The 13,469-nt window shown below is 58.0% G+C and carries 15 protein-coding genes; 10 read left to right on the top strand and 5 right to left on the bottom strand.

Going from position 1 to position 13,469, the window contains the following annotated elements; genetic code table 11:
• The first annotated feature begins 99 nt into the window (after positions 1-99).
• The 3 genes from IEX40_RS09705 (at position 100) to IEX40_RS09695 (ending at position 1,901) form a co-directional block, all read left to right on the top strand.
• Positions 100-564: an aminoacyl-tRNA deacylase gene (locus IEX40_RS09705; RefSeq protein ID WP_188747654.1), complete on the top strand. Its 465-nt coding sequence runs from the start codon at positions 100-102 to the stop codon at positions 562-564.
• Positions 565-713: 149 nt separating this feature from the next.
• On the top strand, positions 714-1,238 hold the full coding sequence (locus IEX40_RS09700) for a disulfide bond formation protein B (RefSeq protein WP_188747652.1): 525 nt from the start codon (positions 714-716) through the stop codon (positions 1,236-1,238).
• 81 nt (positions 1,239-1,319) lie between these two features.
• The gene (locus IEX40_RS09695) at positions 1,320-1,901 is read left to right on the top strand and encodes a GNAT family N-acetyltransferase (protein ID WP_188747650.1); all 582 of its coding nucleotides are present in this window, start codon (positions 1,320-1,322) and stop codon (positions 1,899-1,901) included.
• A gap of 19 nt (positions 1,902-1,920) precedes the next feature.
• On the opposite strand, the gene IEX40_RS09690 is transcribed toward IEX40_RS09695, so the two are convergent.
• Positions 1,921-3,252, bottom strand: coding sequence for a sigma-54-dependent Fis family transcriptional regulator (locus IEX40_RS09690; protein WP_188747648.1), 1,332 nt, complete (start codon positions 3,250-3,252; stop codon positions 1,921-1,923).
• A 343-nt stretch (positions 3,253-3,595) separates the two neighbouring features.
• Between IEX40_RS09690 and IEX40_RS09685 the strand changes: the two genes are divergently transcribed.
• Complete coding sequence (locus tag IEX40_RS09685; protein WP_188747647.1) at positions 3,596-4,993, top strand: MFS transporter; 1,398 nt, start codon at positions 3,596-3,598, stop codon at positions 4,991-4,993.
• Here IEX40_RS09685 and pedC read toward each other — a convergent pair whose 3' ends face one another.
• From pedC to pedA1, 4 genes are all read right to left on the bottom strand, one after another.
• Positions 4,994-5,797, bottom strand: a complete 804-nt coding sequence (gene pedC, locus IEX40_RS09680; RefSeq protein ID WP_188747645.1) for a lanthanide ABC transporter permease protein PedC — start codon at positions 5,795-5,797, stop codon at positions 4,994-4,996. It abuts the gene before it with no gap.
• Complete coding sequence (pedB, locus tag IEX40_RS09675) at positions 5,794-6,537, bottom strand: lanthanide ABC transporter ATP-binding protein PedB/LutE (RefSeq protein WP_229680674.1); 744 nt, start codon at positions 6,535-6,537, stop codon at positions 5,794-5,796. Before pedB ends, pedC begins: the two co-directional genes overlap by 4 nt.
• 83 nt (positions 6,538-6,620) lie before the next feature.
• Positions 6,621-7,592 (bottom strand): YVTN family beta-propeller repeat protein, encoded by a 972-nt coding sequence (locus IEX40_RS09670; RefSeq protein WP_188747643.1) that lies wholly within the window; start codon positions 7,590-7,592, stop codon positions 6,621-6,623.
• A gap of 26 nt (positions 7,593-7,618) precedes the next feature.
• On the bottom strand, positions 7,619-8,806 hold the full coding sequence (gene pedA1 / locus IEX40_RS09665; protein WP_188747642.1) for a lanthanide ABC transporter ABC transporter substrate-binding protein PedA1: 1,188 nt from the start codon (positions 8,804-8,806) through the stop codon (positions 7,619-7,621).
• Positions 8,807-8,978: 172 nt separating this feature from the next.
• Here pedA1 and IEX40_RS09660 point away from each other — a divergent pair, with 172 nt between their 5' ends.
• The 6 genes from IEX40_RS09660 to IEX40_RS09635 all read left to right on the top strand — a co-directional run bounded on the left by IEX40_RS09660 (position 8,979) and on the right by IEX40_RS09635 (position 13,429).
• Positions 8,979-9,407, top strand: a complete 429-nt coding sequence (locus tag IEX40_RS09660; protein ID WP_229680673.1) for a cupredoxin domain-containing protein — start codon at positions 8,979-8,981, stop codon at positions 9,405-9,407.
• 165 nt (positions 9,408-9,572) lie between these two features.
• Positions 9,573-10,019, top strand: a complete 447-nt coding sequence (pedF, locus tag IEX40_RS09655; protein WP_188747641.1) for a cytochrome c-550 PedF — start codon at positions 9,573-9,575, stop codon at positions 10,017-10,019.
• A complete protein-coding gene (locus tag IEX40_RS09650) occupies positions 10,003-10,917 on the top strand; it encodes a substrate-binding periplasmic protein (RefSeq protein WP_188747640.1) in 915 nt (304 codons plus the stop codon). Before pedF ends, IEX40_RS09650 begins: the two co-directional genes overlap by 17 nt.
• A 163-nt stretch (positions 10,918-11,080) precedes the next feature.
• Positions 11,081-12,049 carry an ABC transporter substrate-binding protein gene (locus tag IEX40_RS09645; RefSeq protein ID WP_188747638.1) on the top strand — a complete coding sequence of 323 codons (969 nt, stop codon included), beginning with the start codon at positions 11,081-11,083 and terminating at the stop codon, positions 12,047-12,049.
• Positions 12,046-12,810 carry an ABC transporter permease gene (locus IEX40_RS09640; RefSeq protein ID WP_229680672.1) on the top strand — a complete coding sequence of 255 codons (765 nt, stop codon included), beginning with the start codon at positions 12,046-12,048 and terminating at the stop codon, positions 12,808-12,810. Before IEX40_RS09645 ends, IEX40_RS09640 begins: the two co-directional genes overlap by 4 nt.
• Positions 12,803-13,429, top strand: a complete 627-nt coding sequence (locus IEX40_RS09635; protein WP_188747636.1) for an ATP-binding cassette domain-containing protein — start codon at positions 12,803-12,805, stop codon at positions 13,427-13,429. Before IEX40_RS09640 ends, IEX40_RS09635 begins: the two co-directional genes overlap by 8 nt.
• The last annotated feature ends 40 nt before the right edge of the window (positions 13,430-13,469 follow it).

Below are 13,469 nucleotides of genomic sequence, written 5' to 3'. Positions count from 1 at the left end.
ACTGGAGAGACTAAGGATGTCACGCTATGACTGAGCGTGCAAAGTACTGAACTGGATTATCAGGAGTGCATCGATTAACGCGGGATGGAGGACGGAAAAATGTCTATTTCATCAACTGTGCAGAACTATCTCGAGCGGCAGCATATCCCGTATCACCTGCGGCATCACCCCTATACGGAGACGGCAATGACCTCGGCGTTTGCAGCCAGGGTGCCCGCTCAGCGAGTGGCCAAGGGGGTGGTGTTGAAGGATGAGGAGGGCTTTGTCATGGCGCTGGTACCCTCCGATCGTCAGGTTAATGTGGCGGCGGTCAACCATACCATGAATCGCCTGCTTGAGCCGGCAACGCAGCGGGATGTGCGCCTGCTGTTTCGCGATTGCGAAGCCGGGGCCGTTCCCTCTCTTGGGATCGCCTACAACATGAAAATGATTTGGGATGACCGACTTGCTGACGAGCAGGTCTGTTACATGGAGAGTGGCGATCACTCGGAGCTGTTAGAGATCGATAAGACGACCTTCATGCGCCTGATGGAGCATGAGTCTCATGGCATGATCGCCAATTGATCCCGTATTCTTCCGGTAGACCGCCGCTGCCGGAGGGGTAACACTATTTTTCCCTGATTTTGCATTTGGGGTTGCAGATTATTCATATCGCGCAATAATCGGATGCGTTAACGACGAACTGCACCCCATTGAATCAGTTGGGAAAATATATGTTGAACGCACTCGCCGCCATCGCTCGCAGCCGTGTTTATTGGTTTCTCGTATTGATCGCGTGTTTGTTGTTGGAGGGAACGGCCCTCTACTATCAATATGTGCTCGATTACGGGCCTTGCGTATTGTGCGTGCATATTCGAGCCTGGATAGCGGGGCTCGGTGCCGTTGCCCTGCTGATGATGGTGTTGGGCGGGCCGATCGCAATCCTGGCTCACCTGGCATCCTTGGGACTGTCATTCGGACTGTTGCGAAGCAGCTGGATAACACTCGGTGTTGAGCGAGGCACCGTGATCGACAGCTGCACCATGGACCCGCAATATCCCGCCTGGTTGCCGCTGGACCAATGGTTGCCCAGTGTATTCGAGCCCTGGGAACCCTGCGGCTATACACCGGTACTGCCTTTTGGCGTCACCATGGCGGAGGCGCTTGTCGTTATCGCGCTGGCTTGGGTGACTGTCTCTTTCATCCTGCTGCTGGCCAGCTTCAAAAACCCCAAACGGCGTCGGGACCTGTTCCTCTGACGCTTGCATCTATACTTCCAACACTGCGTTACGTTTTGCTCGAGACACGGGGCGTGTCCGGGCTATGAAACAGGAGGTGGTATGGAGGTAGAACGTGCCCTTAAGAGCGATGCTGATGATCTGGCCTATCTGATCGATATTGCCGGCGAGGGGATGCCGCAATATCTTTGGAGCCAGTTAGCTGAGCCCGGACAGGCAGCGCTGGAGATTGGTGCGTCGCGGGCTGGCCGGGAGGAGGGCGGCTTCAGCTACCGTAATGCGCTTGTCTGCCGTGATCGAGGCAGTGTCCTCGGCATGATCGTCGCGTATCGACTACCCAACCCTTATGTGGTCGGCGAACTGAATGAGTATCCCGAGATCGTCCGCCCATTGATCCAACTGGAAGCATTGGCGCCGGGTACCTTGTATATCAACGCGGTCGCAACCTACGACGCTGCCAGGGGGCAGGGTGTCGCGCGGATGCTGATGCTGGAGGCTCAGGAGATGGGGCAGTTGCAGGGTTGTACCGAGGCATCGCTTATTGTGGCATCCGCCAATAAACGGGCACGTCATCTGTATCTGCAGCTGGGTTATCAGGATATAGACTCACGGCCTATCATTGAGTATCCCGGATGCCCCTATGGCGGGGACTGGGTGTTGATGAAAAAGGACCTGGCCGGCTAGGGCAATGGGTCTGACCTCCTCAGTGTGCTGCCGCGAGTACCACGAGCGTGCCGATAGTTTCGCCGCGTACTTGTATCGGGTAGTGGATATTGCTACTCAGCCAGCTCGGTAACGAGTCGCGACTCTGGGCCGGGGCATCCATATCCAGTGCATCGATACGGGTCTGCGGTGTCAGCTGAAATCCGGGATCCATATCACGGACATGTTGGAATGCCATACGGTTCGCCTTGACCAGCCGGCCGCGGCGATCGAACGCCAATAACCCTTCAGACTGCCATTGATTGAACATGGAACGGGTTGCATCGAGAACCGCCTGGCGGACCTGGAAATAACCCTTAACCAGATTCGATTCAATCATGCGGGCGACGGTAATGGCGAACTCGAGCGCATCGTGCTGGTAGGTGTCGGTCAATCCCGATAGATCAACTGCACCAATTACGCTGCCATCGTGTGGATCGCGGACGACATCAGCGGAACAGGTCCAGTGTTTAATGCCGTAGCAGAAGTGTTCCGCACCGTAGAGCTGAACCGGCTCCCGGGCTTGAAGCGCGGTGCCGATGGAGTTGGTTCCCACCGTGCCTTCACCCCATAAACCGCCGGCGATCAGATTCACCTTGGCGGCACTGTTCAGCACTTCGGCATCCGCTTCAGTGTGAAGCACCAAGCCGTCACGATCCGCGAGCAGAAGCAGGCTATCGCTCTTGTATAGCAGCTCGCCGGCACGTTTGAGGACGGGCTGGGCGGCATCCAGCAGTTCACGGTTTTCGATCTGTCTGCGTTCGAACTGCCCCTGGTCGCTCAATGGCGCATGATGGATCAGCGGGTCGACGTTTGCCTCCTGACAGCGACGCCAGGACTCTTCCACCACGGGCCTCATCAGGTTTGGCGGATAGCTTTGCGCGACGACGAACTGCTCCCAAATATCCAGTAGTTGATTGTGCTGTTCCGGGTGACTGAGCAGATCGGCTCGATTGAGCATCTGCTGGGTGGCGCGCGCGGCCTGTTCCCGCGTGTAGAACTGACCGTGCAGAACGAAACCGGTGATGACGCCGGGTTTGACCTCGGTGACTCGGCCACTTTTCTGCCGCGCGGCAACAAGCTGATCGGGTAACCCGTCGAGCAGGTGCATCGGTGCCTCTTTACCATTGGCGAAGCGGGAGAGGTGGATCTCGCCCGTTTCAAAATCGTAGAAGGCCGGGCGAAAGCCAAGGGCACGGTTTTCTTCGCTTACGCCGCCACTGCCGCTGAAGAGTCTGTTTTGCTCTCTTAGTTCCGATAACGTCAATCTTGGTGCCTTCAATCCGTTATCAGTCGGCAGGGAGTCTATGTGGTTGGGGCTTTTGGCATTCATTGCGCACTCCCGGCAGCGGACCCCGGTATGCAGCTTCAAATGCTTAAACGAGTACCGGGATGCCGTGGTTGCCTGCTTAGCGATCTTGGATCACAACGCGTCGATCTCAACCGCTCAGGTTATCGATCTGTCTAAGCTGAGTATAGTCTTCGTTAACAGACGATCGTGGAACATGAGCGGCGAATGAATAATTCTCTTTTACCCGGATATATAACGCTCCCTCTTTCACTTTCATCGTGCTCGTGCCGGTGAGGCAGCAGTGTAGATGGTTTGGTAATGACGATTACAGTTTTTGTCTGATTAGCGATAGAATACGGACCTCATTCCGTGGAGCCCTCAGGTCATGACCAACCAATACGCTGACGCTGCATCTGTGCCGGAGTCGCTGCGCTGGCTTACTCTGCTCAGCATCTGCGTGGCGACCTTCTTGATGCCGATGAGCCTGTCAGCGGTCAATGTGGCTCTACCCGCTATCGCATCGGAACTGGAGGCCGATGCCGTACTGGTCAGCTGGGTACCGACGATGAATCTGCTCGGGGCGATCGCGCTGCAACTGCCATCCGGTCGGATCGCCGATATTCTGGGCCACAAGCGGATCTTCATCGCCGGCGTGCTGCTTTATGCCATCAGCTCGCTGCTGGTGCTGATGATCGACGATATACGGCCTTTGCTGGCGATACGGCTCGCCCAGGGGATCTCCGGCGCGATGATTTTCGGCCCGGCGATGGCGATCGTCAGTAAAACATTTGCGGACAGCGGGCGGGGTACTGCACTTGGGATTACTTCCAGCTCCGTCTATCTGGGCCTGACCTGTGGCCCGTTGATCGGGGGGTGGCTGACAGAGTTATGGGGCTGGCGTGCCGTTTTTATCGCCCCATTGCCATTGACGGTGGTTACCGTAGCAATGGTGGGAGGCTTCGTTCGGGAGTCGTCACGCAACGCCGAAGAAAGGCTGGACTGGGTCGGTAGCATCATATTTGCACTGGCCGCGAGTTCGCTGTTCATCGGAATATCGGAGCTGCCGAGTGCTACCGGTATGCTGCTGGCATTAGGGGGGGGCGTGATGTTGGTGCTGTTCATATACCAGCAGGAGCGCTCGCCCTGGCCGTTGATCCGGATACGGCGCATGGTGGCCAACCGGGTATTCTTTCGCTCTATCCAGTCCAGTTTCCTGATGTACAGCGCGAACTATCCGTTGCAGTTCATGCTCAGTCTTTACTTGCAGTACATTCAAGCGCTGTCTCCTGCCGAGGCGGGGCAGCTGATGCTGCTGCAGGCACTGGTGATGGTAGTTGTGGCCCCGTTAGCCGGGCGGGTATCCGATAGGTCAGACCCACGGATCTCGGCCACCATCGGCTGTATTCTGTTCGGCGCCGGTTTCGTCAGCCTATCACTGTTGGATACTGACAGTTCTCTGCTTTGGGTGGGCGCTACACTGCTGCTGATGGGACTGGGCTTTGGCTTGTTCTCGTCGCCGAACAATAACGCCGCATTGTCGTCGGTGGCGCCTGAACGCCTGGGCATAGCATCGGCCATACTCAATATATCCCGCAGCCTTGGCAATATGTTGGGGATGACGGTGGTCGTGTTCCTATTCAACCTGTTGATCGGAAATGCGCAGATAGCACCTGAACAGTATCCGGCGCTGATGAAGGCGCTGCAGATCGCGTTTATCATCTGCGCCGGATATGCGTTTGTGGCCGCCATTACCTCCTGGAGCAGAGGCAAAATCGCGCGCTGATCAGCCGCGTGCCGGTACTGTGCGCGTATTGCGCTCCGGGTTGAAGCTGAGGATCGCCAGCAGCGTGAACAGGGTGGTGCAGCCAAGGGTGATTGCCAGTGCTTCCAGGTTGACCTGTTGGTAGAGCGCGAACCTGACCAGCTCTACCGCATGGGTGAACGGGTTGTACTGGCAGATCCAGTACAGCCATTCGCTGGACTCACGCATCTTCCATAGGGGATAGAGCGCGGAGGAGAGGAAAAACATCGGAAAGATGACAAAATTCATTACCCCGGCGAAATTTTCCAACTGACGGATACGGGCGGAGAGGAACAGCCCGATGGCACCGAGTAGCAGGGCGACCAGCACCAGAGCCGGCAGTACCGTGATCATACCCAGTAGCGGCGGTTCTACTCCGGCGATCCAGGCGATGCCGAGAAACGCATAGACCTGCAGCAGCGAGATCAGTGCAATCGCCAGCAGTTTGCTGATCAGCAGCCAGCTGCGTGGTACCGGGCTCATCAACAGCACCTTCATACTGCCCATCTCGCGATCGTAAACCATCGACAGCGAACTCTGCATGCCGTTGAACAGCAGGATCATGCAGCACAGGCCCGGTGCAATATAGGTTTCATAGGTGATGTAGGTCTCGTAGGGCGGAATGATCGCCACGCCCAATGCGGCGCGAAAACCGGCGGCGAACACGACCAGCCAGAGTAGCGGGCGCACCAGGGCACTGAGAAAACGGCTGCGTTGCTGGATAAAGCGCCAGAACTCTCGTTTGACGACACCATTGAACGCGTGCAGGTATTGGATAGCTGTCATACCGCCGGTACCCCGTTTTCGGTAAGCCGCTCGAACAGATCACCCAGCGAGGTGTCTCCGGTGTCCGTACAGAGTGCTTGGCCTTGGCCATCGGCCAAAACCCTGCCCTTGTGCAGAATGATTACCGGATCTTCTGGCTTGACCTCTTCAAGCAGGTGGGTCGCCCAGAGGACAGTCAGTCCGCGTTGGCGACACAGATCGCGAACCGCGCGATTGATTGCCTGCCGTGAAGCGACGTCAAGGCCGGCGCTGGCTTCGTCGAGGAGCAGAATCGACGGTTGGTGAAGCAGGGCTCTGGCGATCTCGACCCGGCGCCGGTGGCCCCCGTTCAATGAGCGAACCTTGTCACCGAGCCGGTCCGCGAGCCCCAGCCACTCGAGTTCCTGCGCCGCTCGGGCGCGGATGGCACGCCCGGATAGCCCGTGCAGCGCGCCGTGATACTCCAGGTTCTGCAGTACTGTCAGGTCCAGGTCCAGCGTGCTCTGCTGGAACACCACCCCCATGCGGGACAGAAACTGCCGGGGCTGGCGGTTGATCGACGCGCCATCGAACAGAATCTCCCCCTGCTGCAACCGGTAGAGCCGGGTGAGCAGCGCGAACAGCGTGGACTTGCCCGCGCCATTGGGGCCGAGCAGTGCATTGAACTGACCCGGGCGCAGTTTGATGCTGACGTTATCCAGCGCCACCCGGTTACCGTAGCTGTGCGAAACGGACTCTAATTCCAGCGTAGTTGACGACACGACGCCTCCCATCTGAGTGGACTGTGGCTTTGGCACTGCGCCTGGGCCCTGAGCCGACCCTGTCTGTAATAGGTTGCCAGCCATCAGGGGGTGGTGACCACTCCCCAGGGGTAGCGGCCGACCTTGATCGAGCGCGTGACCTTGAGGTCTGCGACATCGATCACCGATACATCGCCGCTGATGCCGTTGGTGGTTAACAGGTACTGTCTATCCGGTGTGAACTCCATATGCCAGACGCGACGGCCCACCAGCAGGTAGTCAAGTACCTCGTAGGTTTTCGCGTCCACTACCGCCACATGGTTGGCCGGGCCCAGCGCAACGAAGGCGTAGCGGCCATCAGCGGACAGCTTGATACCCACCGGTTGTATCTTGTCGGGATGGATACCCTTGATCTCGAAGCTCAGCTTCTTGATGATCTTCCGCGTTTCCACATCGACCACCGAGACGGTGCCGCCAATCTCGGCAGAGGCCCAGAGCAGCTTGCCATCCTCGCGGAACTCCACATGGCGGGGGCGCTGATCGACCAGGGTGTTGTCTACCAGTTCATGGGTCTGGGTGTCGATCCAGTGCAGCATATTGGTGGTTTCGCTGGTGTTGACGACCCAGCGACCGTCCGGGCTCACCGCCATCCCCTCGGGCTCAACACCAACCTCTATCTGTGCCAGTACTTCGTGCGACTCGGTATCGACCACGGTGACCAGGGCGTCATCCTCGTTGGAGATATACAGCTTGCGGTTGTCCGGGTGCAGCGAGAACTGTTCGGGATCGGCCCCGGAGGGCAGATTGGCGATGATTTTTCGTGTGGCCAGATCCATCACCTGCACGGTGTCGGAGTCGCTGGCACAGATGTACAGCTTGCTGCCGTCCTTGGACAGGGCAATACCGCGGGGACGCTCGCCCACGTCGATGGTCTCGGTCACCTTCCAGGTATCCAGATCCAGCACCGAGAGAGTGTCGTCCTTCTCATTGGAGATGTAAGCCGTGGCGGCCTGAGTGGTGCCAGCAACGGCGAGGGCGGATACCAGGAGGGTTGGGATCAGCTTAACGTACTTCATGGCATTATCCTTCGATTATTCGGCGGCTATTGCGCGATGACGCGGCACCGGCTTTCCGGCGCATCGAAGCCTAGTGTGTCGAGGTCGGTGACGGGGTGGAGGAACCCCTCCTGGGGCGAACTGGAGACCAGGGCACGGGGATGGACCAGTGCGATGGGCTGGCGCAACTGGCCGCTCCAGCTCCTGAAGTTCAGCTTGCGGCCCTTGAAAGCCGCCAGTTCGAACTGGTCGGAGAGGATGAAGTCGCGCAGGGCGGCAGCATCGGTACTGCCGGTACGGGTGACCGCTTCGGCGAAGACGCGGACACCGGCCCAGCTGGCGTAATCCTTCTCGTTCATCCAGCGTCCGGTCTGCTTCTCGAAGCGGCTGTGCAGCTGTGCAGCACCCCAGGCCTCGATCATCTTGTGCCAGGCTGTTGGCATGAGCCCCTGGGTGCCAACCACCGGGCGAGGCAGGCCGGTGTTGTAGGGCAGGTACTCGCCGAAATCGCCGCGCTCGTCCGCGACCACAACCACATCGTATTCGGTGCCGGAGGTGAACGGGGGGAGCTCCTTCTGTGCTGTGCGGCGCAGGTCGGTATCGAAGCTCCAGGCTTTCTCCGCCACGATCTTGCCACCGAAGCGTTTTGCCGCGCGTTTGATCGATTGCGCGAATGCCCTGTCGTCGTCGGTGTTGCCGCTGATCAGCATCCAGCGATTCCAGCGCCGCATGATCAACCACTGCGCCAGAGCATCCGCCAGCATGGCGCGCGAGGGCAGGGTGTGTAGCATGCCGGACAGACACTGCTCGCTGCGCAGATCATCGTCATAGCTGCCGCTATTGATCAACAGGGCATCCTCCGGCAGGGACGAACTAAGCGCGGCCAGGGTGTCGGCCGAGGTATTCAATACGAACAACCTTGCGCCCTCGTCATAGAGGGCTCGGCTATCGGTGATAAGCGTAGAAGGATCGTCGCTCTCGATCTCGTCCAGACGGTAATGGTGTTTGAGGAACCGCCCGGTGCTGTTGCTATCCGTGATCGCCAGGCGCGCCCCCTGTAAGCCCGCATCCTCAGGTTCGGGGATCAGGTTGGAGAGTACCGGGCCGCGGTCGATGATCTGGCCGATATAGGCCACTCGGATATCGAGTGCCTGTTCGCCTTGGGCGAAGGCGGGAGCGGGAATAATGGGTAGCAGGGCAGTGACTAACAGCCCCAGCATTGTCTTCTTCAGCATAGTGTCCGGTTGTTTTTGTTATCGGCTACTTCAGCTTAGTCAGGGCGGCTATGGCGGAAAATATGCGAAAGGTCGCAATCAAATAGTACTCAAGTAGCATTTTGCGTCCCGGCAGGGGCTCTAGCATGGAAAGGGATCTCGATAACAACAAAATGCTAATGGAGATAACCCAATGTCCATGAAATACAGGGCGGCGATGTCACTGCTGGTCGCCTCCATATCGTTCCCCGTATTCGCAGAGGGAGATCTCACCACCCGACCACAGGCGTTGCCTGATCTGGTGCTGGGTAACGAGCAGAGCGACTACGCCATGTCGCAGAAAAGCTATGAGATGGAGACCGGTAAGGCTTACAGCCTGAAGATAATCTCCAGCGGGCTGAAAGAGTACGCCATACAGGCGCCGGATTTCTTCACCTCCATCTTCCTGCGCAAGGTGGAAGCCGGGGATATGGAGATCAAGGCTATGACGCTCACCGAGCTGGAGTTCGAGGAGGAGTCTGAGGCTGAAATTTTCTTTGTGCCGATCAAGCCCGGCACCTTTGAGTTTTATGCGGAAGGGCTTGAAAACAAGGGCATGGTTGGCGAATTCAAGGTGAAATAAGGGGTTGGGGATGGTCGTAATCGACTACTACCAACGGACCATATTTTGCCTGCCAAGGTGTAATCCAACGCAGCAGGACGCTGAGTCATCATAAAGTCAGTTCTGTGTTTTCGTGTATGACGCTCGGAGCACAACAGGCTTATAACAAAAACGGGTGATCAAATTATGGCAAAGCAACTTACAATTCCTGCACTGGCGCTTTCTGCTCTGATGGCTACCGGTATCAGCACCCAGGTGTTGGCTCATGGTGATGTGACTCCGCAGGGCGTTAATACCGAAGGCCTGACGCCGTTGGGTGAAGAGTGGGTCGATACCAACCCCTACCGCAAGCCGAACGATGATTTCGAACGTGCGGTCGAGGTCGGTTCCTCCGCTTACAACCAGAACTGCGCGCGCTGCCATGGCCTGGAAGCGATCTCCGGTGGTATCGCGCCTGATCTGCGCCTGCTGGCTCCCGATTTTGACGGTGACGAATGGTACAAGTACCGCGTCATCAACGGTGCCGTGCGTGACGGCAAGGTTTACATGCCGAAGATGGCGGATTACCTGAGCCAGGAAGCGCTGTGGGCGATCAAGACCTACCTGGATGTGCGACATGATGAGATGGAGTAAATTCTCCGCTCTGCTTGCGCTCTGTTCGCTGGTGCTCGGCGGACAGGCGCAGGCGCGCCTCTACGATGACGTGGTCGCCTCCGGCTACATCAGGATCGGTGTCTATCGAGATTTTCCTCCATACTCCTACCTTAAAGATGATCAGCCCGCCGGTATCGATGTGGATCTGGGCAGGGCGATAGCCGAGGACCTTGGCGTTGAATTCAGGGTTCACTGGATCACCCCGGACGAAACGCTTGAGGACGATCTGCGCAACAACGTCTGGAGGGGAAGCGTGTTCGACAAGAGCGACGAAAACCCCTTGGCGCTCAAGGATGTTGCCGATGTGATGATGCGGGTTCCCTATGACCGGGATTACGCCTACAAGCGTGACGACCAGGGGCTGTTGATCAATGAGCAGGTGGTAATGACTTCACCCTACCATCAGGAGCGCTGGCAACTGGCTTTCGATAGCCAGAAGCTGGAATCGGTAAAGACGCTGGCCAAGTTCCAGTACCACCCCATCGGTGTCGAGGTCGACAGCCTGCCCGCCTTCTATCTGACCACTGCGCTGCAGGGGCGGATGCGCGAAAACACTCGCCACTTCGCCAACCCCCGAGTCGCATTCGATGCGATGAAAAGTGGACAGGTCAGTGCCGTGATGGCCATGCGTAGCGAAATTGACTGGTTACTGCATGAGGATGGCAGCGTCCGCTATCGCCGCGCCGAAAATGGCTTCCCTTCAATGGGCAAGCAGGCCTGGGATATCGGTATCGCGGTGCGCGAAGGTGATCGAGATCTTGGTTACGCCGTGGATGGCGTGTTCGAGAGGATGATCAGCGATGGTTCGATGGCAGGCCTCTTTTCCAAATACGGCCTGACCTACGAGAAACCCAGTCTCTACGTCACAACCCCCTGAAAGCGGACATCCCACAGCCCGGATATTCTCCGGGTTGCTGTCTATCAGACTAAGACCAAATACGCCCGGCAGCGGCGCGAAAGTAGTATGTCGTCCGCCTTACAGGGGCGCTAGGTTGAAGGGTATGAGCATCCTGGTCACTTCAACAACGATAAGAGTCGCCATGAACGCCACACTGCTTCGAACTCTATTTCTGATTGCACTCTATCTACCGGCTCTGCTACATGCCGAGTCACTCCCGCAGGTGCGGGTCGGTATGCTGCAGTTCGGTACCGGGCACTGGGAGCTCGCCCATATCCAGGAAGCGGGGCTCGATCGGGCCGAGGGGTATGAGCTGGTGCTGACGCCGCTGGCCAACTCGTCAGCCGGCTTGCTGGCGCTGACCAGCGGCAGTGTCGACTGGATCATCGGCGACTGGGTGTGGGCCGCGAAACGCACCCGTGATGGTGAGCCCCTGCGTTTCCTGCCATTCTCGACCCAGATTGGTCAGCTGATGGTGCCAGTGCAGAGTGATATCGACTCCATCGGTTCGCTGGCCGGAAAACGCATCGGCGTTGCCGGCGGGCCCCAGGGTAAAAGCTGGCAACTGCTCAATGCGGCGGCGAGGCAGCAGGGTATGGATCTGGAGCAGAGTGCCCAGATCAGTTTTGGTTCACCGCCACTGTTGAGCCGCGAACTGGAAGCCGGCCGGCTCGACGCGTTGCTGACATTCTGGCATTTCGCCGCAAGGCTGGAAGCCAGCGGGCAGTTCAAGCCGGCGTTCAGCGCCCAGACGATTATGACATCGCTTGGGATCGATCCTCGGCTTCCGACCCTGGGGTACCTGGCGAACGAGTTATGGGTCGAGAAAAATCAATCGCTTGCACGGGCTTTTAAACGCTCAGTCTACGCTTCCAAACAAGATCTGCGCAGTGATACGCCCTGGCTGAAACTCCGTTCCCTGATGCGGGCTGACACCGATCCGGTGTTCGAAGCCTTAAAGCGTGGCTTCCGAGAGGGGGAGCCGTTGTCCGATGTGGATAGCACGCTCATCGAGTCCGCGCGTGCCGCCTGGCCCCTGTTTGACGCAACCGGTCTCGACGAGCAGGGGGCCTTACCAATCTCAATTTTTGCCGGTGTGGAGCGCAGATGATCAGCCGTCTGCGGGATTACCTGATGGTGATCCTTGTCCTGGGATTGGTGTGGCAGCTGTTTGCGTTCTGGTTGCAGGAACCTCTGCTGCCGTCTCCTAGCGAGGTGCTGAATCTACTCTGGGCGGAGGTCAGTAGGGGGAATCTGCTGCACCACCTGTTGGTGACCCTACGCCGGGTCGTGATCGCGTTTGTCTTCGCGATGCTGTTTGGCATTCTGCTTGGTTGGTGCATGGGGCGACATCGGCAATCCAACCGCTGGCTGGATCCCGTGCTCGTTCTGCTTCTGAACCTGCCGGCGTTGGTGTTGATCATCCTGCTGTATGTCTGGATGGGGCTGGTGGAGTCGGCAGCCGTTCTTGCCGTGATTCTCAATAAAGTACCGAATGTGGCGGTGACGATCCGCGAGGGTGCGCGCAGTCTCGATCCTCAACTGGAGCAGATGGCCCAGGCCTATCACTTCTCCCTGTCGCAACGTGTCTTTGATCTTTGGTTACCGCAGCTCTTTCCCTATCTGATGGGGGCGATGCGCAGCGGCCTGGCACTGATTTGGAAAATCGTGCTGGTGGTCGAGCTGCTGGGGCGCTCGGACGGTATAGGGTTTCAGCTACACCTTGCGTTTCAAATGTTCGATGTGGCGATGATCCTGGCCTACAGCTTCAGCTTTATTCTGGTGGTGCAGCTGATCGAGTGGACGCTGTTACAACCGCTGGAGCGACGGGCACGCCGTTGGCAGGGCGAAGGAGCGCGCTGCCATGCTTGAACTGAGGTTGGAATCGAAAGCCTACGACCGAAGTCTGCTCGGACCTCTCACGATCAAGATCGAGCCCGGCCAGCGGCTGGCCCTGATCGGGCCTTCTGGCTGCGGTAAAACCACGCTGCTCAATATTCTCTCAGGGCTGGATAGCGACTACATCGGAGTGCGATATGTCCAGCGCGATGATCTGCTCATCGCTTACATGTTTCAGGAGCCCCGCCTGCTGCCCTGGCGCACGGTGGCGCAGAACCTGGTACTGGCGGGAGTATCGCCGGACGCCGTCGATTCAGCTTTGTCGGAGGTCGGGCTTCATGATGTGGCTGGGTTATATCCTCGGCAACTTTCATTGGGTATGGCGCGCCGGGTCGCTCTGGCTCGAGCTTTGGCGATTAAGCCGGACCTGCTTCTGCTGGATGAGCCCCTGGTGTCATTGGATCCGCAAATGGCCAGTCAGCTGCGACAGCTGTTGAAAAAGCTGCTGGCAGAGCGCCCTTGGTTGAGCATGGTGCTGGTGTCTCACGATCCGGTCGATGCACGTGAACTGGCCGATTCCTGGTTGTCGCTGGACTTCAAAAATGAGCGGGTATTACTACCAAGTGAGGAGAAAACTGCTTCTGCCGGTTAATTGTTGAAAAGCTGGGGTACCACAAGAATTAGCTACAGCA

Source organism: Marinobacterium zhoushanense (assembly GCF_014641945.1).
Lineage (GTDB): Bacteria > Pseudomonadota > Gammaproteobacteria > Pseudomonadales > Balneatricaceae > Marinobacterium_D > Marinobacterium_D zhoushanense.
This window is presented reverse-complemented; position numbering and strand designations above follow the sequence as displayed.

Bases quoted from the DNA above. Each gene is read 5' to 3' on its own strand.
- IEX40_RS09705 (WP_188747654.1), top strand. From the start codon at position 100: ATGTCTATTTCATCAACTGTGCAGAACTATCTCGAGCGGCAGCATATC.
- IEX40_RS09700 (WP_188747652.1), top strand. From the start codon at position 714: ATGTTGAACGCACTCGCCGCCATCGCTCGCAGCCGTGTTTATTGGTTT.
- IEX40_RS09695 (WP_188747650.1), top strand. From the start codon at position 1,320: ATGGAGGTAGAACGTGCCCTTAAGAGCGATGCTGATGATCTGGCCTAT.
- IEX40_RS09690 (WP_188747648.1), bottom strand. From the start codon at position 3,252: ATGAATGCCAAAAGCCCCAACCACATAGACTCCCTGCCGACTGATAAC.
- IEX40_RS09685 (WP_188747647.1), top strand. From the start codon at position 3,596: ATGACCAACCAATACGCTGACGCTGCATCTGTGCCGGAGTCGCTGCGC.
- pedC (WP_188747645.1), bottom strand. From the start codon at position 5,797: ATGACAGCTATCCAATACCTGCACGCGTTCAATGGTGTCGTCAAACGA.
- IEX40_RS09670 (WP_188747643.1), bottom strand. From the start codon at position 7,592: ATGAAGTACGTTAAGCTGATCCCAACCCTCCTGGTATCCGCCCTCGCC.
- pedA1 (WP_188747642.1), bottom strand. From the start codon at position 8,806: ATGCTGAAGAAGACAATGCTGGGGCTGTTAGTCACTGCCCTGCTACCC.
- IEX40_RS09660 (WP_229680673.1), top strand. From the start codon at position 8,979: ATGTCCATGAAATACAGGGCGGCGATGTCACTGCTGGTCGCCTCCATA.
- pedF (WP_188747641.1), top strand. From the start codon at position 9,573: ATGGCAAAGCAACTTACAATTCCTGCACTGGCGCTTTCTGCTCTGATG.
- IEX40_RS09650 (WP_188747640.1), top strand. From the start codon at position 10,003: ATGATGAGATGGAGTAAATTCTCCGCTCTGCTTGCGCTCTGTTCGCTG.
- IEX40_RS09645 (WP_188747638.1), top strand. From the start codon at position 11,081: ATGAACGCCACACTGCTTCGAACTCTATTTCTGATTGCACTCTATCTA.
- IEX40_RS09640 (WP_229680672.1), top strand. From the start codon at position 12,046: ATGATCAGCCGTCTGCGGGATTACCTGATGGTGATCCTTGTCCTGGGA.
- IEX40_RS09635 (WP_188747636.1), top strand. From the start codon at position 12,803: ATGCTTGAACTGAGGTTGGAATCGAAAGCCTACGACCGAAGTCTGCTC.